At 61.2% G+C, this 21,901-nt stretch carries 18 protein-coding genes and 2 pseudogenes; 14 read left to right on the plus strand and 6 right to left on the minus strand.

The features are described 5' to 3' along the window. Positions 1–500: 500 nt before the first annotated feature. From ligD to BcanWU425_RS11935, 4 genes and pseudogenes are all read right to left on the minus strand, one after another. Positions 501–2,318, minus strand: coding sequence for a DNA ligase D (gene ligD / locus BcanWU425_RS11920; protein ID WP_204511996.1), 1,818 nt, complete (start codon positions 2,316–2,318; stop codon positions 501–503). A 232-nt stretch (positions 2,319–2,550) separates the two neighbouring features. Next, on the minus strand, positions 2,551–3,180 hold the full coding sequence (locus BcanWU425_RS11925; RefSeq protein WP_204511995.1) for a LabA-like NYN domain-containing protein: 630 nt from the start codon (positions 3,178–3,180) through the stop codon (positions 2,551–2,553). Between the two features lie 514 nt (positions 3,181–3,694). After that, on the minus strand, positions 3,695–4,657 hold the full coding sequence (locus BcanWU425_RS11930; RefSeq protein WP_204511994.1) for a sensor histidine kinase: 963 nt from the start codon (positions 4,655–4,657) through the stop codon (positions 3,695–3,697). 91 nt (positions 4,658–4,748) lie between these two features. Continuing rightward, positions 4,749–5,438 (minus strand): annotated as a pseudogene (locus BcanWU425_RS11935) (Hsp70 family protein); the annotation flags it as partial. Between the two features lie 136 nt (positions 5,439–5,574). Here BcanWU425_RS11935 and BcanWU425_RS37690 point away from each other — a divergent pair. Next, complete coding sequence (locus tag BcanWU425_RS37690) at positions 5,575–5,940, plus strand: hypothetical protein (protein ID WP_247777214.1); 366 nt, start codon at positions 5,575–5,577, stop codon at positions 5,938–5,940. 1,438 nt (positions 5,941–7,378) lie between these two features. On the opposite strand, the gene BcanWU425_RS11945 is transcribed toward BcanWU425_RS37690, so the two are convergent. Further along, a complete protein-coding gene (locus tag BcanWU425_RS11945; protein ID WP_204511993.1) occupies positions 7,379–8,359 on the minus strand; it encodes a LysR family transcriptional regulator in 981 nt (326 codons plus the stop codon). A 102-nt stretch (positions 8,360–8,461) separates the two neighbouring features. Between BcanWU425_RS11945 and BcanWU425_RS11950 the strand changes: the two genes are divergently transcribed. From BcanWU425_RS11950 to BcanWU425_RS12005, 12 genes are all read left to right on the plus strand, one after another. Then, positions 8,462–9,406: a ketopantoate reductase family protein gene (locus BcanWU425_RS11950; protein WP_204511992.1), complete on the plus strand. Its 945-nt coding sequence runs from the start codon at positions 8,462–8,464 to the stop codon at positions 9,404–9,406. Between the two features lie 4 nt (positions 9,407–9,410). Beyond that, the gene (locus tag BcanWU425_RS11955) at positions 9,411–9,797 is read left to right on the plus strand and encodes a VOC family protein (RefSeq protein ID WP_026234029.1); all 387 of its coding nucleotides are present in this window, start codon (positions 9,411–9,413) and stop codon (positions 9,795–9,797) included. 13 nt (positions 9,798–9,810) lie between these two features. Further along, on the plus strand, positions 9,811–10,281 hold the full coding sequence (locus BcanWU425_RS11960) for a MaoC family dehydratase (RefSeq protein ID WP_085350536.1): 471 nt from the start codon (positions 9,811–9,813) through the stop codon (positions 10,279–10,281). Then, positions 10,278–11,504: a CaiB/BaiF CoA transferase family protein gene (locus BcanWU425_RS11965; RefSeq protein WP_204511991.1), complete on the plus strand. Its 1,227-nt coding sequence runs from the start codon at positions 10,278–10,280 to the stop codon at positions 11,502–11,504. Before BcanWU425_RS11960 ends, BcanWU425_RS11965 begins: the two co-directional genes overlap by 4 nt. 3 nt (positions 11,505–11,507) lie before the next feature. Beyond that, entirely contained in the window at positions 11,508–12,335 is an 828-nt protein-coding gene (gene aroE, locus BcanWU425_RS11970) for a shikimate dehydrogenase (protein ID WP_204511990.1), read from the plus strand. 15 nt (positions 12,336–12,350) lie between these two features. Continuing rightward, positions 12,351–13,205, plus strand: coding sequence for a shikimate dehydrogenase (locus BcanWU425_RS11975; protein ID WP_204511989.1), 855 nt, complete (start codon positions 12,351–12,353; stop codon positions 13,203–13,205). Positions 13,206–13,256: 51 nt separating this feature from the next. Beyond that, on the plus strand, positions 13,257–13,925 hold the full coding sequence (locus tag BcanWU425_RS11980; RefSeq protein WP_007601261.1) for an amino acid ABC transporter permease: 669 nt from the start codon (positions 13,257–13,259) through the stop codon (positions 13,923–13,925). 12 nt (positions 13,926–13,937) lie between these two features. Beyond that, positions 13,938–14,594 (plus strand): amino acid ABC transporter permease, encoded by a 657-nt coding sequence (locus BcanWU425_RS11985; protein WP_018460423.1) that lies wholly within the window; start codon positions 13,938–13,940, stop codon positions 14,592–14,594. 51 nt (positions 14,595–14,645) lie between these two features. Further along, entirely contained in the window at positions 14,646–15,473 is an 828-nt protein-coding gene (locus tag BcanWU425_RS11990) for a transporter substrate-binding domain-containing protein (protein ID WP_204511988.1), read from the plus strand. A 62-nt stretch (positions 15,474–15,535) separates the two neighbouring features. Beyond that, the gene (locus BcanWU425_RS11995) at positions 15,536–16,282 is read left to right on the plus strand and encodes an amino acid ABC transporter ATP-binding protein (RefSeq protein ID WP_018460421.1); all 747 of its coding nucleotides are present in this window, start codon (positions 15,536–15,538) and stop codon (positions 16,280–16,282) included. 13 nt (positions 16,283–16,295) lie between these two features. After that, the gene (gene aroQ, locus BcanWU425_RS12000; protein WP_018460420.1) at positions 16,296–16,742 is read left to right on the plus strand and encodes a type II 3-dehydroquinate dehydratase; all 447 of its coding nucleotides are present in this window, start codon (positions 16,296–16,298) and stop codon (positions 16,740–16,742) included. A gap of 6 nt (positions 16,743–16,748) precedes the next feature. Continuing rightward, positions 16,749–17,783 carry a Gfo/Idh/MocA family protein gene (locus BcanWU425_RS12005; protein WP_204511987.1) on the plus strand — a complete coding sequence of 345 codons (1,035 nt, stop codon included), beginning with the start codon at positions 16,749–16,751 and terminating at the stop codon, positions 17,781–17,783. A gap of 1,319 nt (positions 17,784–19,102) precedes the next feature. Here BcanWU425_RS12005 and BcanWU425_RS12010 read toward each other — a convergent pair. Next, positions 19,103–20,301, minus strand: a pseudogene (locus tag BcanWU425_RS12010) (IS256 family transposase). 223 nt (positions 20,302–20,524) lie between these two features. Here BcanWU425_RS12010 and BcanWU425_RS12015 point away from each other — a divergent pair. Next, positions 20,525–21,868: an ABC transporter substrate-binding protein gene (locus BcanWU425_RS12015; RefSeq protein ID WP_231190471.1), complete on the plus strand. Its 1,344-nt coding sequence runs from the start codon at positions 20,525–20,527 to the stop codon at positions 21,866–21,868. Positions 21,869–21,901 lie beyond the last annotated feature (33 nt).

Below are 21,901 nucleotides of genomic sequence, written 5' to 3' on the forward strand. Positions count from 1 at the left end.
GCATGTGAAACTTGGGGCGTGCCGATTACGGCCGATTGCGGCACGTGCAATGGGACACCGGCCCCGGCTGTTTCTCCCAACCTGGCTGGGGTCTACTGCAGAAAACTGTCAGCACTGTTGGCTGTTTATTTCGAGCGACGCCGTAACGCAGTTCGCTATATGGTTTCGTTCCCGGTTTTTACATCACCGACTGCCGGCGATCATAAGAAAGCTGCTCCGCAAGTTTATGCTTTGGACTTTGCCGTCGTCGCCGGGTGTTCCGGGATTTTTGTATGAAATACATATTCATCGCGGTCGGCTGCTGGCTGCTGCTGAACCTGCTCTACATTCTCATAGTCACTCCGCCACGTAGGTCGCTCTGGCCTAGACAGCTCGCTCGCACCATTGCTGCGGTCAAGCGACTCATGCAACGCGGACGGCAGCCACCTACCTGAAGGGAGTGAACTTGGGAGTTTTGTGGCGCCATTCCACCCATAGATCGAATGCATCCGACATACGGCTCACCTCCTTGGCTTGACGCGAAATGGACTGTCGATGGAGAAGGCGTCCGGCGCGATCCCGCTCTCGATGCGCTTCCAGGTCACGGGCGCTGCGATCGGAAATCCCTCGCGCGCTCGCGGGGAATAGGTGCCGATCGCCGTCGTCCCGCGGCCATTGCGCAGATAATCGAGGAAGATGCGGCCGCGACGTTTTGATTGCGCAGACAGAAGGTAGCGGTCTGGATGACGCGCTGCGAGCGCGGAGACGAGCTGATGCGCGATCCGATGCGCCTTGTCGTGCAGCATCGGCTGAGCCAGTGGCGCCATCAGATGAATTCCTTTGCCGCCCGTGAGCTTGGGCCAGGTCTCGAAACCCTCGCACTTCATCAGCGTGCGCAGATCGAGCGCGGTCTCCACGACGGCCTCCCAGCCGACGCCCTCGCCGGGATCGAGATCGATCACGATACGGTCGGCATGTTCGAAGTCCTCGACGGTCGCATTCCACGGGTGCAGCTCGACAGCGCCGATCTCGACGAGACCAAAGAGGCCATCGAGGCTGTCGACCCACAGGCGCGTTCCCTGGCCGCCCTCCCGCTTCTGAATACGAAGCTGGTGCACGGCCGCCGGAATGTCCTTCGGCAGCGGCCCCTTGTGGTAGAAGGTGGTGCCTTGCACGTGGCGCACCAGCTTGAGCGGGCGATGGCCGAGGTGCGGGAGGGCCTTCTTCCACACCCTGCGCCAGTAGTCGGCGAGTTCTTCTTTGGACGGTGCAACGGCTTCGGGCAGAAGCTGCAGGATGTTCTCTCTGGGGACGCCGAGCTTCGGGCGGCCGGCCGCGCAGGGCACGAGGCGCGGCGCCTTGACCTTGCGCACCGCAAGATCATCGCGAAAGCCTTTGAACACGGCCTCGCGAAGCAGGCCATCATCGGTCAGCGCGCCATACCGGACCTCGATTTCGAGGATCGGATCGACCCACGTCGCCTTCGGCTTTTTGACTGGCACGTCCAGGGGAGACGTCTTGCGGATCAACGGATCGAGCCGCTCGCGCAATTCGCGCGCGGTCGTCTCGGTGTAGCCGGTCCGCACCTTGCCGGCATAGAGCAGCTTGCCGTTCTCGCGCCGGCCGACGTAAAGCGAGGCCACTTTCCGGGGGCGCGCCGCTAACTTCTCCACGAACGCGACGATCGGAAAGGCGTCGCTCTTCTTGCACTTGAGCTTGATCCAGCTCTCCTGTCGGCCCGAGCGATAGGGCTCGCCGAGCCGCTTGCCGATCAGGCCTTCCAGCCCCAGCTGGCACCCTTTTTCGAAGATTACGTTGCCGTCGCCCGCAAGCGCCTCGACGTACATGAACGTCTCGGGCGCGTCCTTCAGAAGCCGCTGCAGCAACCGCTTGCGCTCTTCGTACACGACGCCACGCAGGTCATAGCCGTCGAGGTACAAGAGATCGAAGGCGTGATAGCGCACGCGCTCGCTTTGCTTCGGGCCGAGCTCTCGCCTGAGCTGCTGGAAATCCGGCAGGCCGCCACTGCCGTACACCACGGCCTCGCCGTCGATGACCAAGCTGTTTGCTTTGAGTTTGGCCGCGCCCACCGCGATCGAGGAGAACTGTTCCGTCCAGTCCAGGCCGGTCTTCGAATAGACCTTGGCGTCCTCATCTCCCCGGTGCAGTTGAGCGCGGTAGCCGTCGGCCTTGATCTCGTAGACCCAGTCCTTGCCGCGCGGCGGATTCTCGCGCAGCGTGGGATCACACGGCTCGATGTAACCAGGAATCGCAACTTTGGTGGCGCCATGGACACGCGATACTCCCCAACGAGACTGACGCAACGCCACGGCACACATGGCGATTCAACGCCGTCGCGCTGATTCGTTCCGTTCCGCGGAGGCCGCTTGACGGCCTCGCCAGCGCGGCAGGTCGAGGAGGCCAAATCCGACGAAACCGGGTGGTCGCGCTACGTCTGCACCAGGATATTCCACTTGCGCGTCGGTCTCCCGACAGGAGCACCGGGCCTTCGGCGGAGCTCATGATCGTACCGGCAGGCCGAACCCGCGCCCCGAGCAGGTGCGCTCGATGTTACGGGATGAGTTCGTCGGGCTCTGGACGCGGCGCCGCCGTGTCGGCGCGGCGCAGCGGCGGGCCACGAACATCGCCGCGCTCGCGGGGTGGTGGGCGCGTGGACAGGTCCCGGCCGATCGCGGCTCGCAGCTCCATCAGGTCGGTGAACACGTCCGCCTGCCGCCGGAGTTCGTCCGCGATCATCGGCGGCTGGGTCGCCATGGTCGACACCACGCTCACCCGTACGCCTCGGCGCTGCACCGCCTCCACCAGCGAACGGAAAGTGCCGTCGCCCGAAAACAGAACCATTTCGTCGACGTCGCCGGCCATCTCCATGGCATGCACCGCGAGTTCGACGTCCATATTGCCTTTGACCTTGCGCCGTCCGAACGAGTCGACGAACTCCTTTGTCGGTTTGGTCACGACGGTGTAGCCGTTGTAGTCAAGCCAATCGAGCAACGGCCGGATCGAGGAGAATTCCTGATCCTCGATGACAGCCGAGTAGTAGAAGGCGCGGAGCAGAATACCTCGGCTCTGGAATTCCTGCAGAAGGCGCTTGTAGTCGATGTCGAAGCCAAGGCTTCGGGAGGTGGCATGAAGATTGGCGCCATCGATGAACAGGGCAATCTTGCTGGGCGAGGACGACATGTTGGCAGGCCCGAATGATCCCGGCGGAAGCACCGCTCCCGCTTGGCGGATGGTTTGCTCAAAGATGGAGTTTGGGCACGGGGCGGCCTTGGCCCGCCGCTCACTCGCATTCTGCGTTGCGGCAAGAACGTGAGCTCCGACGGAGCAAGGCTATATCCAAGAATTCGAGCTTTCAAATCCTTTTTCATGAACAGTTGAACCAGGAGCCTGCTGCAAAGACAATGCAGTAGGGGACGCCGTGAATGCCGCACGAATTGCCGCTCTTCGAAATCCACCTCAGGCGGCGCCGCCGGGCATGCAGATGGTGTCTCTGCACGACTGATGGGCAAACCATCATGCAAGGCTCGGAAGCCAACCGGCCGGCTGCCCGGTACCAGGCCAATCGGGCGCTCTTTCTGATGCTGCTCGCTTCCGGGAGTCGCTCGGCAGGCCGCGAAGACCCGTCGCGGAGTCGCTCGCGCCGAAGCGCCTGATCACCCGGGAAATTGCCCGCAAGCGGGCCGACAGCTCGTTATCACGCAATCGCCCGTCGAGCGACGTTCATCGTCACTTGAACGCCCTTGTTCGGCGCGGACTCGACCTTGAAGTCCGGTTTCGCGTTTTCCCTCAAGGTCTGCACGATCAGCGCGCCGATCTTTCCCGGGATCGGCCATGTAATGCCCTCAGGCAACCCGACTCCGTCGTCCGCGATGACCACGCGATACCGGTCTTCGCTCTGGCGCAGACATTCGATCGTGATCACGCCGTGGCCGCGGCCTTCGAAGGCATATTTGAAGGAGTTGGTCAGCACCTCGTTCACAACGAGCCCCACCGACCGCGCGGTGTTGACCGAAACCGGGGCATACTCCGTCTTCTGCTCGAGCCGAATTCCCTGGACGGCGCAGGTGTTCATGACCGCGGCGGCGATCTGGCTGAGGTAATGGCCCAGATCGACCTCGTCGCCGGCGGCCTCGTTCGACAGGGCCTGATAGAGCAGATGCAGGGATTCGATGCGGCCGGCCAGCGTGTGCAAGTCGACCCTCTCGCCCCGTCTTTCGTTGCGTGCTTCGAGCCGTATGAGGGCGACGATCAACTGAAGATTGTTCTTCACGCGGTGCTGCAGCTCGCGCAGCAGGATGTCCTTGTCGCGGATCCGGCGCGCATACTCCTCACGCTCGGCACGCGCCCTGTCGGTGATGTCGATCAGCGCCGCGATGCGATAGTTCTCGGTCCCGTCCTCGTTTTGAATGAGACCGGAGAAGGCCTCGACCAGGAGCGGTCTAGGCCGCTCCGCCCGGAAGGTGCCGAGAAACTCTCCTCCGTCCTTCGGCACGGCCAGATCCAGCGAGACGTTCGGATCGCTTTCGTCCGTGAACCCGGCCAGGATCGACCAGCCCTTGCCGGCGCAGTCTTTCGCGTCCTGGCCGAAGAGCGTTTCGAATTCCTTGTTCGCGTAGCAGATGCGCTGGTCGCCGCGGAAGAATTTCGAGACTGGCATCCTGCTCGATGGACGGCGCATTGGTATGATGCGCTCATCGTCAACATGGCCCTACCACCCTGCTGGACGTCTTCGAGGGCCACAGCATCTCGGGTGGAATTCCTACGAGGTCGAATTGCCCCAACAGCTTGTTGTCGGCCGCCAGCTCGCGTTCGCCCTGGAACACACGTACCGTGACGGCATTCTGATTGTCCTCTGCCGTCGAGAACACCTGGCTGCGTTTTGCGGGAATTGTGGTGTTGCGGTTGATCAGCTTCGTCATCACGCCGCCGAGCGTCTCGATACCCAGGGACAGGGGAGTGACGTCGAGCAGCAGCACGTCCTTCACGTCACCCTGCAGCACGCCGGCTTGAATGGCGGCCCCGATGGCCACGACCTCGTCGGGGTTGACGCCCTTATGCGGCTCGCGCCCGAACAAGGCCTGGACGGTCTCCTGCACCTTGGGCATGCGGGTCTGGCCGCCAACCAGCACGACTTCATCGATCTGACCAGGCTCCAGACCGGCGTCCTTCAGGGCAGCCCGGCATGGTGGAATGGTTTTCTGGATGAGGTCGTCGACGATCGCCTCCAGCTTGGCTCGCGTCAGCCTGATGTTGAGGTGCTTGGGTCCGTGCTGGTCCGCGGTGATGAACGGGAGATTGACATCTGTCTCTGTGCTACTCGACAGCTCGATTTTGGCCTTCTCCGCAGCGTCCTTGAGACGCTGTAACGCCAGGCGGTCGTTCCGCAGCTCGATGCCACTTTCTTTCCTGAATTCATCTGCGAGGTAATCGATAATGCGCTTGACGCCCCTGTGCTGGAACTCCTCGATCTCTTGCTCGCGGCACGAGCGGCATCGGCCTCGCCGGCGCGATGAGGACGGCGCGCCGCCGATCGCGCACGCCCAGACTGTCTCCCAGCCCTACATTGTCGCGCTGATGACCGAAGCGGCCGCACTGAAGTCCACGGACAAGGTGCTCGAAATTGGAACCGGTTCAGGCGCGCGGAGCTCAGTGAACTGCGCGGATCGGACGGCGGACGGGCTTCCGCATCACGCAGCCCGTGCACTTTCTCCGGGTCTTGCAGAGCATACGGTCGGAAGCTTGGACAAGGGAGCCGTGCCGCCGTCGAGATCGATCAGCGCATCAATGGCCTCATTGAGCTCCGAGGCCGCATCCGACTGCATGCCTTGCTTCGCGGACGCTACGAGGCGGTATGCGTCTAACGCCCACCGGCGGAGCAGATCTCGCTTCTGCTCCTCGCATAATGTCGGGTCGCGCAGAACCTCGCTCGGTCGCGTATAGCGATCGCAAGTTCGACCTGCACGCTCTCCTCGGCCGCTAGGCCTTTTGCGGCCGCAGGTTGAGGTGGCTTTCTGGCGACGGCACTCGCCGAAGCGCGTAGCGCGTCTTGCCGGTCGCCACACCCACTGCCGGATTGTCTGACATTTGGGATCTTGTTCGGCATAGAATCCTCCCGATACAGCGGGAGCAGGGGTCAAATGGTATCAGTCCCAATACACCTCCAATGGCGTTGCGCCGCTGGGTGTCTGAGCCAAACGCCGGCGAAGGGCGACAAGCAACTAGTGAGCAGCCAAGGAATTTCAAGAAGGACACCAAGCCTCATTACTCCACAAGATTTCCGAAGCCTGAGGAGTTTGCCTGCAGAAACTTCTCGGGAGCGGGTTGGCTATGCCGTCAGCCGCCGTGCCTTTTGGATGAGCAACTGCCGCAGGCGTTGAGGGTCAGGCATCCCCACAGGTCCGTCGTCCCCAACATGATTGGGCTGCCATCCAGGACCTCTGAGGGCGCGTCCGCAGCGAGCGGCCCCTTCAGCCGCCGTGCGGCGGAGCCGTCTGCGAGTTGGCCCCGAATCCACCTAGGATCACGCGGGGGCGGGCGCCCCCTGCGCACCGGCAAATGATGGGTCCGCGATCCAGCCAAAGGTCACTCCTCATACTCTTGAATCGGTGTCGCCGTAGGCGGGTGCTCGCCGACGCCCCCCGTTACTACCCCCAACTTGTATCGTTGTGTTGGGCAAGAGCGAAACGCCCGGGCGGCCGGCAGGCACGGCGAGGAGCGCAGGATGCGTGAGGTGTAACTTAGCGTGCGATAAATTCGCATCTAGAATTTGCGCGGGTTGTCGTTCTAGGTCCTCGTTTGTCTCAGCCACAACACACAGTTCGTACGCGCGGTGCCGATTACTGTTCTCGGCCACGAATTCGGATCGGAGTTCGCCATGCCAGATTGAACAGCCGACGGCATTAGGGACGACAAGGTGGGTGCAACGGACCAAGACAATCGATTGGCGGCGCGTCTTGCGCATTGTCTCACGGACGTGTATTACAGCCTCAGCAAGGCAGCGTGAAAAGCACGATTTTTCATAGGGTTACGTAGGAGTGCTTCGGAGGTTCGATCCCTCCCGCCCCAGCCAGATGTCAAGCTGTTGAGTTCATTCGGTAAGCAGTTTCACTTTGGGCGCGTTTGGAAACACAGATTTTAAGGCTCGGTCCAGAATCGAACTAAACGGCGTGGCCATGCTGGCTTATCTCCGAGGCTTCCATCCGAACATATACCGCGGAAGCTGGTCGGGCAGGCCTGTTTTGCCCTCATCGTAGAATAGGGGGCTACGGCGAACGAAGCGGACAACCGGTCCAGATGCGCATGTGCGGAATTGCAGCCGTGCCGCAGTCGGCCCGGCCGGTGGCCTCGGGCGCGGTCGTTGCCCCGCTACCGGGGACCATTACGACTGCAAATCGCGTGGCTTTCGTTTCCTTGGCCGACCGGAACGATATAGACCCCGCACTTCCTGCTGTTGAAAGAGCTCCGCGCAGACGCCACGCAGCCATTGGCTTGCCGGGTCATGATGGAAGCGGGCGTGCCAGTATTGCTTCACCGTAAATCCGGCGATTGCCAGCGGGCAGTCGAGCACGCGCAGTCCGTAATAGTGAGCCAGCGTTTCACCAATGTGCCTTGGAAGGGTGGCGATCAGGTCAGTCGTCCCGACGATTGCAGGCAACCCCAAAAAGCCGGGTAGCTCCAGCCCAACGTCTAGGACTAATTTCTGCTCCTGCAGCGCAGCGGCGAGCAACTGATGCCCGGTGCCGGAGCGAATGAGGACGTGTGCCTCACGCCTGAAATCCTTTGCCGTGATGCGGTCGCGGATCCGGGCATGTTTTGCGTTCGCAAGGCATACCCAATCCTGCGGAAACAGCGCCTGTTGGAAGTGTCCAGCATCGAGATCCGAGATGTAGCCGAGCGCCACATCGGCTTCACCGGATTGCAGCATGCGTGGGGTGTCGGCGCCGATCTGTGTCGCCTCGATACGAACGCCTGGGGCAACACGGCGGACGTGGGCGAGAATGGACGGAAGCAGCGTGACGTGGCTTCCGTCCGTCATGCAGATGGCAAAACGGCGCTTTGCGGTTGTCGGATCGAAGTCGGTGCGAAGCTCGGCAAGGCGACGCAACATTTCCAGCGCCTGCCTCGCGGTGCCGATGAGAGCCTCGGCGCGCGGCGTCGGCAGCATGCCCTTCGCTGACCGAATGAAGAGCGGATCGTCCAACTCCTTTCGCAGGCGCGCCAACCAGATTGAAATGGTCGGCTGGCTTTGACCGAGCCTCTCGGCTGCTTTGGTGACGCTGCCCGTGGCGAACAGTGCGTCAAAGAGCCGGAGGAGGCGCGGCTCCAGCAGGCTCGTCTCGGAAAGGTCCTGATGCTTCATTGCGAGCTACAATAATGGATATAAGGATCATAGCATATCCAAATACAGGGCAGCCTGCTAGCACGCTCCCGACTCCGAGAATGGCGCGGGAGAAGCGTTCGGATGAGGATCTGCTTTATCGGAGCGGGAGCCTTGGGCTCGACCATCGGCGGTACGCTGGCGTGCGGCGGGGCCGAGGTCTGGCTGATCGATCCGTTCCAGGCCCATGTCGGCGCAATCAATGCAGGTGGCCTGCGGATACTCGAAGATGGCGCCGAGACCGTCGTGAAGGTCACTGCTTGCACCTCCGCGGCTCAGGTCGGCGTAGAAGCGGACCTCGTCATTATCCTCGTCAAATCCTACCACACGCGGGATGCCATCCGTGCCGCGGCGCCGATCATCGGGCCCCGGACGGTCGTGATGTCGCTTCAGAACGGTCTTGGTCACGAGGACATCCTGTCGGAGGAGGTTGGTCGTGACCGGGTCATGGCGGGCAAGACCTACGTCGGCGGTGTGCTGCTCGGCCCTGGGCATGTTCGTTCCGGGGTCGTCGGCAAGGAGACCATCATCGGCGAGCTTGATGGGCGCTTGACAGAACGTGCGCAGCGAATCTCCGAGACCTTTAATCGTGCCGGCATTCTCACGCTGCTCAGCGACAATATCTTGGGCACGATGTGGGACAAGTTGTTCATCAACGTCGCCGGAGGAGGAATTACCGCAGTTACCGGGCTGACTTATGGCGGCCTGTATTCGCTACCGGTTCTGGAAGATTGCGCGCTGGCCGCAATCTCGGAGGGCATCTCGGTCGCGCAAGCTGCCGGCGTGAAGATCTCGATTACCGATCCGCGACGCGCCTGGACGATGGCGTCCGCCGGACTTCCGCCCGAGTTCAAGACGTCGATGCTGCAGAGCTTGCAGTCCGGCAATCTGACCGAGGTTGACTACATCCACGGCTCCGTCGTGCGTTGGGGCGCCAGGCTCAACGTGCCGACCCCCGTCAATTCCACCCTCGTCGCGCTGGTCAAAGGCATCGAATACGCCCGCAGCGACTATCCTGGAAGGTCTTGAGACAATGTCATTGCCCCGCGCTTATGTCGAACACGTCGCGATTCGTGTGCCGGACGTTGATCGTCACGTCGACTTCTTTCGTGAGGTGCTTGGTCTCGCCAATCGCGATGAGCAACCCGCCGATGGTACGCGCCCGCGTCAGGTTTGGGTGCTCGGAAGCGTGCAACTCATTGAAGATCCGAATTTCGTCGGACCAGAGGGGCGTCTCGCCCATCTCGGCATCATGGTCGACGATTACGAAGGTGTACTCACCCGTGCCGCCGCCTGGGGCGCCAAGGCGTTGCCCGCCGGGCCGAACTGGCTCGAGCTGCCGGGCGGGCTCAACGTCGAAATCTTGCAAGCCAGCGCAGGCGCCGTGGAAGCCGCCCTGGCGATCAATCCCCGTGCCTAGAGGAAGACGCGATATGACAGATGAGCGCTACTGGGACGATGCCAAGGTCGGCGATGAATGCGTTACGCCACCGGTGACGGTCACAGAAGGAATGGTAAATGCCTACGCCGAACTGACGGGCGATTTCACGCCGGTCCATGTCGACGAGGAATACGCCAAAACCACACCGTTCGGCACGCGCGTCGCGCACGGGCTGTTTGGTCTGTCGCTGGCTGACGGTTTGAAGACCCGTGCCGACTACCGCTTCCTTCCGGGAATGTCGCTGGGCTGGACGTGGGATTTCAAGCTGCCGATCAAGCTCGGGGACACCGTGCATGTGAAGTTCCGCGTTGGTTCAATGCGCGGCACAAAGAGGGATGGGTGGGGCATCGTTGTGCTGCCTTCGGAACTCGTCAATCAGCGCGGCGAGGTCGTTCAGCTAGGTGAGCATCGACTGATGATTCCGATGCGCCCGAAGACCAGCGCCGGAGGAGAGCGGGGATGACCGCGCGAGATCTGCCGCTCAAGGGCATTCGCGTCATCGACTATAGCCATTTCCTGGCGGGTCCGTTCATGGGCCGTTGCCTCGCCGCGATGGGCGCGGAGGTCATCAAGGTGGAGCGTCCAAAGGGCGGCGACGCAGGCCGGGCCCATGGATATTTCAAGGACGGACAATCCGGCTATTTCCTGCAGCAGAATATGGGGAAGCAGGGACTTTGCATCGACCTGCGCGACGAGCGTGGTCTCGATATGATGATGAAGCTGGTCGAAACGGCCGATGTCTTCATCGAGAATTACCGACCCGGCGCACTCGAACGTCTCGGGCTCGGCTACAAAGCGCTATCGGCGCGGAATCCGAGGCTGATCTATTGCTCGGTCTCCGCCTATGGCCATACCGGTCCCTATGCCGATCGTCCGGGCTTCGGCTTGATCGCTGAGGCGATGTCGGGTGCGCTGGCGCAATTGGGCGATCCCGGCGAACCGCCGCCGCTACTGCGGATGCCGCTGGCCGATATGTACACTGGCATTCATGGCGTCGCTGCTATCAATGCGGCGCTGGTTGGCCGTGCGTCGTCCGGGCGCGGCCAACATATCGATCTGGCGCTGTACGATTGCATGGTCTCGATGCACGACTATGCGGTTCAGCGTTACTTCCTCTCGGGCGGCGCTGACCTGCCGAAGCAGACCGGCAGCGGACAGCCGGACTCGACCGTTTACGGGGTCTTTCCGGCCAAGGACGGCAATCTTGTCATCGCTGCGCAAGTCGATGATGCGTGGCGACGATTGGCGAGCCTGATTGGAGGAGACACGCTGGCATTGGACGAGCGTTTCGCCAAGCCCGCCGCGCGGAACGCCCATTATGCTGAAGCCATGGAGATTGTGCGCAACTGGACGCTATCACAGCCGTCTCGGGATGCGTGTCTTGCGGCACTCGAGGAAGCAGGTGTGCCGTCCGCTCCCGTGCAGACCATCGAAGAGGTCGTGAGGGATCCGCAGATCCATGCGCGCGGCATGCTGGTGGAGCAGGAGCATCCCGTGCTCGGCAAGGTAACGCTGCCGAACCTGCCGTTCCGGTTCTCCGATTGCGACACCACGGTGCGCACTCCGGCCCCGCTGCTTGGACAGGACAATCGCAGCATTGCCGCATCGCTGGGGCTGTCGGCCGAAGCCGTCGACGCGATGGTTCGCGACGGCGTGCTTTACAACGAAGTTGCAGTGCAGGAGTGAGCGATGAGCGATCGTTATGCGGTGATCGGAAATCCGATCGGCTTCAGCAAATCACCCCTCATCCACGGCACTTTCGCCAAAATGACGGGACAGGATCTCGTCTATGAGGCCATCGAGGGGCCCACCGATGGCTTCAGCGGACGGGTTGATCAATTCCGGACAGAGGGCGCCAAGGGGCTGAACATCACCGCCCCGTTCAAACTCGATGCCCTCGCTTATGCAAATGAGCTTTCAGAGAGCGCCAGACGGGCAGGTGCCGCAAACTGCCTGAAATTCGACGGCGGTCGGATCATCGCCGAGAATTTCGATGGAATCGGCCTGGTGCGTGACATCACTGCCAACCTCGGCGTCAAAATGGTCGGTCGGCGCGTCCTGATGCTCGGCGCTGGGGGAGCGGCACGCGGCGCGTTGCTGCCTTTCCTGCACCAGCAACCGTCCGAGCTGGTTCTCGTCAATCGAACGCTGTCGAAAGCTGTGGCATTGGCCGAAGAGTTTGCCGGCTGTGGTCCCCTGATCGTCAGCGGCTACGCTGAACTGGCCGACCTTGCCGAGGGCTATGACGTCGTGGTCAACGCGACTTCTGCCAGCCTGCGAGGTGAAATGCCGCCGCTTCCGGGGAATGTCTTGCATGGCGCGGAGCTGGCGTACGAACTTGCCTATGGCAAAGGATTGACTCCCTTTCTGCAAGCGGCCCGCGCCGAAGGCGTGGCCAAGCTGGCTGACGGCGTCGGCATGCTGGTGGAGCAGGCGGCGGAAGCCTTTGTCTGGTGGCGTGGCGTCCGACCGAGCACGGCCCAGGTCATCGCCGAATTGACTGTCCCATTGAGCTGACGGGCGACGCCGATAATGCATCCAAAACCCAGCTTTCTCGTCGGCCTGATCGGCAGCGGCATCGCGGCCTCTCGCACGCCGCCCATGCACGAAGCGGCCGCCGACGCCGCTGGCATCCGCTATCTCTACAAGAAGATCGATTTGACCGAGTTGAAACTCGGCGTCGAAGCGTTGCCGGAACTGCTCACGGCCGCAAGGCGGATGGGCTTTGACGGATTGAACGTGACCCATCCCTGCAAGCAGGCGATCCTTCCGCTGCTGGACGAGCTTTCGCCCGACGCCGAGGCGCTTGGCGCCGTGAACACCGTGGTCGTCAAGAAGGGCCGAATGACCGGCCACAACACCGACTGGTTCGGCTTTGCCGAGAATTTTCGCCGCAACATGCAAGGTGCACCACTCGGTCGCGTCGTGCAATTGGGCGCAGGTGGCGCGGGCGCGGCGGTTGCTTTCGCGCTCATGAAGCTTGGCGTGCAGGAACTGACCATCATAGACGTTGACTCGGCCAAGGCGCAGAGCGTGGTCGACGGCTTGTCCTCTCGATTTGAAGAAGGGCGCTTGAGGGTCGGCCGGGATGTCGCAGCGGCCGTGGCTGCCGCAGACGGAATTGTAAACGCGACGCCGATCGGCATGGACAAGTATCCGGGAACGCCGCTGCCGCTGGCGATACTGTGTTCCAGGCTCTGGGTCGCTGAGATCATCTACTTCCCCCTCGAGACCGCGCTGCTGCGCGCGGCGCGTACCCTCGGCTGCCGCACGGTCGATGGTGGCGGAATGGCGATCTTCCAGGGCACCGAAGCATTCCGCCTGTTCACGGGCGTCTCGCCTGATCCAGACATCTTCGTCGCAACTTTCGCATCCCTGGGAGGATGACATCCGGCCGATGGGCGAGCCGTACGCACAACGCCCGAGAGGAAACGCAAGATGGGCTACACGCTCGATTTCTCGGTGGTTTGGCACGCAATGCCCGCGTTGCTGTGGGGTTGCGTGGGGACGTTGGGTTTGGCGCTTGCTGGCATGACGCTCGCGATGATCATCGGCGTCGCGGGCGTCGCGGCCCGCGATGCGAAGGCGGCCTGGTTGCGAGCCATCGTGATCGGCTTCGTCGAAATCGTGCGCAACACGCCGTTCCTGGTGCAGATCTTCTTTCTGTTCTTTGCACTGCCGCTCGTCGGGGTAAAGCTCAATCCGACCGCCACGGCCATTATCGCACTCGGCGTCAACGGAGGCGCGTACGCCATCGAGATCATCCGCGGCGGCGTGCAATCGATTCACAAAGGGCAAATCGAGGCTGGCTACGCGCTCGGACTGCACAAAGGGCAGGTATTCCGTTCCATCGTACTCAAGCCCGCGCTTCGCGCGATCTATCCCTCGCTCACGGGACAGTTCATCATGCTGACGCTGACCTCGTCGATCTGTTCGGCTGTGTCGGCTTACGAATTGACGTCGGTCGCGCAGCGAATCGAAAGCGACACATTCCGCAGCTTCGAGGTCTATTTTTTCGTCACTTTCCTCTACCTCGCGATCTCCTGGCTGCTGATGGCGGGCTTCGCAATCATCTCTCACCGCTTCTTCTCATATCCGACGCGCTGAGGAGCACAGATCATGACACCGCATTTCGGCGTTCCCGAGTTCGGCTTCCTCCTGCGTGGTCTGCAATGGACGGTACTCCTGACGCTGGTTGCATTCGTCGGTGGCTGTACCGCCGGCCTGGTCGTCGCATTGTTGCGCACCTGCGGTCGCACGACCGTGGAATGGATAGTTCGGATCTATATCGGAATCTTCCAGGGGACACCGCTGCTGCTGCAACTGTTCGTGGTGTATTACGGCTTGGCGCTCCTCGGATTGAAGCTGTCAGCATTCGTTGCGGTCGCGATTGGGTTCACCGTCAACGCCTCGGCTTTTCTGGGCGAGATCTGGCGCGGCGCAATCCAGGCCGTGCCTCGCGGTCAGACCGAGGCCGCGATGGCGCTCGGTCTACACTATTCCGCGCGCATGCGCGACATCGTGCTGCCGCAAGCCATTCGCATCGCGCTGCCGGCGACCATTGGCTATCTCGTGCAGCTCATCAAGGGTACCTCGCTCGCTGCCATCGTCGGCTTCATCGAACTCGCCCGCGCCGGTCAAATCGTGTCGAACCAGACCTACCAGCCGTTGCTCGTCTTCGGTGTGGTCGGCGCGATGTATTTCATCCTCTGCTGGCCACTCTCGTGGTGGGGCAGTCGGATGGAGGCCAGGCTCGCCCTGGCCGGTCAAAGGTAGGTTCGGCGCACCTACTCAATCAAACACAGCCATCACCAGGAGGAGATACTCATGTTGTTTTCGCTCAATCGCCGCCAACTCGGCGTTACGCTGCTGACGCTGTCGGCCATCGTTGTCGCAGGCGGCTCGCAGGCGGGCACTCTGGAGGACGTGAAGAAGAAGGGCGTCGTCGTCATCGGCATTCAGGGCGATAATCCGCCCTGGGGCTATGTCGATAGCTCAGGAAAGCAGGATGGGATCGATGCCGACATGGGGCGTGCCTTCGCTGAATATCTCGGCGTGAAGGCCGAGTTCGTCCCGCTGGCGGTGGCCAATCGTATTCCGGCGCTGACCACAGGCCGCGTAGACATTCTGTTCGCGACCATGGCCATGCTGCCCGAGCGTGCGAAGGTGGTACAATATTCCAAACCCTATGTTGCCAATGAGATTACACTTGTCGCTGCCCAGGCAACGCCGATCAACAGTAACGCCGATATGGGGAAGTACGTTATCGGCGTCCCACGCTCCTCCACGCAGGACACCCAGGTAACCAATAATGCTCCTGCGGGCGCCGAAATCCGCAGGTTTGATGATGACGCGGCCACGATCCAGGCACTGCTCTCGGGTCAGGTGCAGGCGGTCGGGGCAAACAGCTTCTACCCGCAGCGTCTGAACGCTGCAAAGCCGGAACTTGGGTTCGAGCCCAAGCTTCACTTCACCGCCTTGTACAACGGGGCCTGCACGCGCCTCGGAGCGAAGGAGTGGAACGAGACGGCGAACAAATTCGTCGACCAGATCAAGTCCAATGGCAAATTGGCCGCTTTCTACGCCAAGTGGATGAAGGCGCCCGTGCCGGTCTTCCCCGACTCGGTCCCCGGCGTTCCGTTCACAGTTCAATAGTCACTGCAAGCGGCCGACGCGCTGGGCGCGTTGGCCGCCGTCCGATAACGGAGGCCGAATCCATGCAGGACCAGATCCTGATCGAAATGAAGGGCGTGCAGAAATGGTACGGCGGGTATCAGGCTCTCCGCAACGTTGACCTCACTGTGCGCAGAGGGGAAAAGATCGTGCTTTGCGGTCCGTCCGGTTCGGGCAAGTCGACGCTGATACGCTGTATCAACCGCCTGGAGGCAATCCAGCAGGGCAGTATCGTGGTGAACGGTCATCGGTTTGACGACAGCATCAAAGCCATCGATGTCGTACGCCAGGACGTCGGCATGGTCTTTCAGAGCTTCAACCTTTTTCCGCATATGACGGTCTTGCAGAACTGCATGCTCGCGCCCATTCGCGCGCGCCGCATCAGCAAGACCGAAGCGGAGGCGAGCGCGCGAAAATATCTCGAGCGGGTGCGCATTGGCGAGCAGGCCGAGAAGTATCCGGCGCAACTCTCGGGCGGTCAGCAGCAACGTGTCGCGATCGCGCGTGCTCTCTGCATGCAGCCCAAGGTCATGTTGTTTGATGAACCGACTTCGGCTCTCGATCCGGAAATGGTCAAGGAAGTGCTCGACACGATGATCGGCCTCGCCAACGACGGCATGACCATGATTTGCGTCACCCATGAAATGGGTTTTGCCCGCCAGGTTGCCGACCGTGTCATCTTCATGGCTGAAGGGCAGATCATCGAAGAAGGTGTGCCCGACGCTTTCTTCCGCAATCCGCAGCACGCTCGCACCAAGCAGTTCCTTGGCGAGATCCTCGCCCATCACTGAACGGAGTTATTCCATGAGCCGTCTTGTCTACGTCCTCAACGGGCCAAATCTCAATTTGCTTGGCAAGCGTCAGCCCCACATCTATGGCCACGAGACGCTTGCGGATGTGGAGCGAGATTGTCGGGGGCTAGCCACGGAGCTGGCTCTGGAGATGCGCTTTCACCAGTCGAACAGGGAATACGAGCTGATCGACTGGATCCACGAGGCGCGCGAGACGGCTGTCGGCATCGTCATGAATCCCGCGGCTTTCACCCATACCTCGGTCGCCATCCTAGACGCTTTGAACACGTTCGAGGGGACAGTAATCGAGGTGCACATTTCCAATGTGCACAAGCGCGAGGAATTCCGCCACCGCTCGTTCGTTTCCAAACGAGCTGATGGCGTTATTGCAGGCTTCGGCACTCAGGGTTATCTGCTCGGTTTGCGTCGGTTGGCCAAGCTGCTCGATGAGAAGGGATAGAATCGTATGAGTGCACCCGTCCGCCTGACGGTCATGGGAGCGGGTCTCATCGGCAAGCGACACATTGAACATATTCTCGCGCGGCCGGAGGCGGTCTTATCGTCAATCGTCGATCCGATGCCGGTTGCACGGGAGTTGGCGGTATCGCTCAAGGTGGACTGGTTTTCGTCCGTTCAGGACATGATCTCTGAAAACCGGCCGGAGGGGGTGGTTGTCGCCACCCCCAACCAGATGCACGTGGCCAACGGCATGGATTGTATCGCTGCGGGCATCCCGGCCCTGATCGAGAAGCCGTTAGCGGATGATATCGTGGCGGCACAGACGTTGGTCGAAGCATCCGAGCGGGCGGGCGTGCCGCTGCTAACCGGCCACCACCGTCGCCACAACCCGATGATCCAGCGCGCCAAGGCGGAGATCGACAGCGGCAGGCTCGGTCAGATCGTGTCAGTGCATGGCATGTTCTGGCTGATCAAGCCGGACGATTATTTTGAAGTGCCCTGGCGCCGCGAGAAAGGAGCGGGTCCCGCTTTCGTGAATCTCATCCACGATGTCGACCTGCTGCGGTACCTGTGCGGGGATATCGTGGCGGTACAGGCTGCCCAATCCAATCGGCTGCGTGGAAATGCGGTCGAAGAGACCGCGGTGATCATCCTGCACTTCGCGTCCGGCGCGCTGGGAACGGTCAATGTCTCCGATACCATCCAGTCGCCTTGGAGCTGGGAATTCACCACCGGAGAGAATCCGGCCTACAGCCATACGCTGGAGACCTGCTACCAGATCGGCGGCACGAGGGCATCGCTGGCCATTCCGCAACTCGATCTGTGGCATCACCCGAGCAAGGCCAGCTGGTGGGCGCCGATCGAGCGCGAGCGGCTGAGGTTCGAGAAAGAAGACCCGCTTGGCCTGCAGATCGCAAATTTCTGTGGCGTTATCCGCGGCACGGCCACGCCTGTGGTGAGCGGGCGCGAAGGGCTAAAAACGCTCAGGGTGATCGACGCGGTCAAGCGCGCAGCGGAAACCGGAGATCTCGCGTCGTTTTGACTCTGGTAAGCACAGGTGTCTACGCTGAAGTATCGATATTTTATTTGGCGAACCATCAAGGTGCCGCTGATAGACAATGCTGGGAGCACTATGATCCTGCGACGAAGGCCCGTTTTCGGCCGGATAAACCCAGTGGTGCGATCGGTAAGTCATTGATTGTTCTCTACCCGTCGCTATCTCTTAATCAGCGGGTCCCAGGTTCGAGCCCTGGTGCGCCACCAAATAAATCAAGACCTTAGCAAGAGAAACCGTTTGAGACCGACGGACTAAAACGGTTTTTCAAACGGTGTTCTTGACGGCCAGCCGGCGAGTCCACTCTCGGCATTGTGATCTACTCTGTCCGTCTCGACGGAGGCCAAGGCGACTCGAAGGCCGTCCGGCAGAACCACTTCCTTGATGTTGTATGTAGATCAGAGCCGCCCGACATAGCCGGCATTTTTCCACTTCTGTTCAATTTCATCAGCGACGCATTGGGCAGCTGCGCAGCGCCTCCACCGAAATAGTGCTTGAAGTCGATGTGAACTCTTATGTTGTCTGGCCAATAAGCCGCCATGCGGTCATAGAGGAGAACCGATCCCGTCTCGAAGCGCCGATAGACCGATTTGTGCATCGGCGATTTTGATTCCGCCATTCGGAGGTTCGATCCCTCCCGCCGCAGCCAAGCAGTCACTCAATTATAGAGAGTGGGACCGTATTGGCTGAAAGTGCCGCATTTTACGGGATTTTTGTGCGGCTCTCTAAAGTCTCTGCTCCTCTGAAACCGGCAACCTTGGCGAGAAGTCGTCGAAAGTCTCCAGCCCAAACCGCAGAAATTACCTTTTTCCGTGGAGACGATTGGCAGAGACCGGTTCGATCACCACTGGACAGTGGGGGTGGCAGTGAATTTTGACGGTTTCAAACCGCTCGACGACTATTGGCTCTGCGATGGCGATAGCTATTCTGCAGAAGCGGAAAACGGAACTCGAAATTGCTAAACGGCTCTGTCGAACGGTTGCTATCGCATGCGCGGCAGGGCTCACAGGGGACAGTGGTGATGCGACAGCGCGTTCGCTTTGAAAGCGAGTGCAACGACACCCTTTAAATTCATCACTTCTCTCTCCAGAGGCATACGTAGCCAAGCGCGCATTCACGCTTCGCAGTCGATAACCGCTCCGAGTGGGGGCAAGTGGGACGGTCGGTAAGGTTCATGAGCATACTGAACCAATCTCATTATATACTGTCGAGCCGCGGAAGCCCTTCCCACCAGAACCGATCGTGTCCCGTGGCGTGGTGTAGCTGGCGGCGGGTCACCGCGTTCGCCGGCTGGAGAGCCGGGCTGGTCAGCTGGCGATAGCCGTGATGCTGACGCTCGGATCATCGCTCAACGGCGCGATGGTTTCCAGTGTCATGTAGCGGGCACGCTGGACGGCCCATTCATCATTCTGTTCGAGCAGGATCGCGCCGATGAGGCGAGTGATGGCGTCATCGTTGGGGAAGATGCCGACCACCTCGGTCCGCCGTTTGATCTCGCCGTTGAGACGCTCGATCGGGTTGGTCGAGTGCAGCTTGGTCCGATGCTGTGCGGAAAGGTCATGTAGGCGAGCACATCGGTCTCGGCCTCGTCGAGGAAGCCGGCAAGTTTGGGCAGCTTGGGGCGGAGCTGGTCGGCGACCTTGCGCCACTGGGTTCGCGCGGCCTCGGCGTCGTCCTGGGCAAAGGCGGTGGCGATGAAGGCGGAAACGACGCGCCGCCCGCTCTTGCCGGCATGCGCCAGCGCGTTGCGCATGAAGTGGACGCGGCAACGCTGCCAGCTGGCATCGAGCACCTTGGCCACGGTGGGCTTGATGCCTTCGTGGGCGTCGGACACGACCAGCTTGACGCCGCGCAGGCCGCGGCGGGCGAGCTTGCGCAGGAACGCCGTCCAGAACGTCTCGGCCTCGGAAGGGCCGATGTCAATGCGGAGGACCTCGCGTCGGCCGTCGCTATTGACGCCAACCGCGACAATCACCGCGACTGAGACGATGCGGCCATTCTGGCGCACCTTCACGTAGGTGGCGTCGATCCACAGATACGGCCAGTCGCCCTCGATCGGACGGGCGAGGAAGGCCTTCACCTTGTCATCGATCTCGCCGCACAGCCGGCTGACCTCGCTCTTGGAGATGCCGGTCATGCCCATGGCCTGGACGAGGTCGTCCACCGAGCGGGTCGAGACGCCCTGCACATAGGCTTCCTGAACCACGGCGGTGAGCGCCTTCTCGGCCAGGCGTCGCGGCTCCAGGAAGCCCGGGAAGTAGGAGCCCTCGCGCAGCTTGGGAATGTGCAGCTCAACCGCGCCGGCGCGGGTCTCCCAGATCCGGTCGCGGTAGCCGTTGCGCTGGGCCAGGCGTTCGGGGCTGTTCTCTTCGTAGGCCGCCCCGGTCTGGCCTTCCACTTCCAGCTCCATCAGGCGCTGGGCGGCAAAGCCGATCATCTCGCGCAGCAGATCGGCGTCGGGGGTCTTCTCTACGAGCGTGCGCAGGTTCATCATGTCTTCGGTCATCGGTGGTTCCTCGGTTGCGTTGGCGTGTCGCAACCCGATCCTACCGGAGAACTGCCGGTGACCACCGCAAAGCCGCCCGCCCGCTACGGCGCTATTTGAAGGCGCGCATCCGGGCGGCTTTGCTCTACCGAGCTACACCACCACCGGGGACACGACCCCAGCAACTAGTAAGTGCTGGCAATATTTCAGAATTATAAGTAGCGTCGCGGCAAGAAAAATCGCGATGGCCGCCCGGGCAACGCAAGTTAAAAATGGGGAGATTCAAATGCTTTTGCTGAAAGCCGCAGTTGCAGCCGGTCTAGTCATCACAGCTTTTACGGGCGCTGCGCTTGCGCAGAGCAAGCCGCCGGAAATCAAGATCGGTATCACCACTTTCCTGTCGGGACCGGCTTCCGTATTCGGCGTACCGGCAAAGGCCGCGGCCGAGATGATTGCAGAAGACCTCAACAAGAAGGGCGGAATCGGCGGTGTACCGGTAAAACTGTCTTTCATCGATGAAGGCGCCGGCGGCGAGGCATTGGTCTCGAACTACCGGCGCATGGTGCAAGACGAAAAGGTCGACGTGACTTTCGCCTCCATCTCCTCGGGCAGCTGCAATCAGCTTGTCCCGGTCGCCGAAGACCTCAAAGTCATGAACTTTATGTGGGATTGCGGTGCGGCTTCTATTCTGGAGACGAAGAAATATCGCTACAATTTCCGCACGCAGGCTAACGGCACGCCGGAGATGCTGGCGGTGCTCGTCTATCTCCTTAAGACAAAGCCCGACTTCAAGACCATCGCGGTCGTCAATCAGGACTACGCGTGGGGCCGCGAAAGCTGGGAGATCTTCTCCACCGCATTGAAGGCGCTGAAGCCCGACGTTCAGGTGTTGGCGGAGCTTTTTCCGAAGTTCGGTGCGCCGGACTATTCCACCGAAGTTTCGCGCTTACTGGCATTGCGGCCGGATGTCGTTCTAACCACCTCCTGGGGCGGCGATCTCGACACGCTGGTCCGTCAGGCCGGTCAACGCGGCCTGCTGCAACAGTCGACCTTCGTGTTGGGCATCGGCGAATCCTCCATCCAGCGACTGGGCAAGGATCTGCCGGAAGGCCTGATCGTCGGCGCGCGTGGCGATCATTGGTTCCTGCATCCTGAAAAGAAGAACGATCCGGCCTTCAAGGCGTTTGCCGAGGCATTCAAGGCAAAGACCGGCGCCTGGCCGATTTACCCCGTCTACCACATGGCGCAGGCTTTCACGGCGCTGCAAGCTGCCTATGACAAGGCGATCAAGGCCAATGGCGGCAACTGGCCGACACGGGAGCAGGTCGTAGACGCAACCTCCGGCACCGAGTTCGCGACCGGTTTCGGCCGGCCGATCACGCTGAGGCCCGAGGACAACCAAGGTCTGGAAGCGCAGCTCGTCGGCGTCACCAAGTCTTTCCCGGGCTATGACTTCAAACTGCTCGACAACATGATGATCTTTGATCCGAAGGTGATCACCAATCCGGCGGGCGTGCGCTCGGTCGAGTGGCTGAAGACGCTCAAGCCGGAATTCGTTAAAATGGACGTTCCGACCTTCAAGCAGTAGGCCAGATCATCGTCCTCCGGGCAAAAACCGCAG

The sequence above is a fragment of the Bradyrhizobium sp. WU425 genome, assembly GCF_021052305.1.
GTDB classification, from domain to species: domain Bacteria; phylum Pseudomonadota; class Alphaproteobacteria; order Rhizobiales; family Xanthobacteraceae; genus Bradyrhizobium; species Bradyrhizobium canariense_D.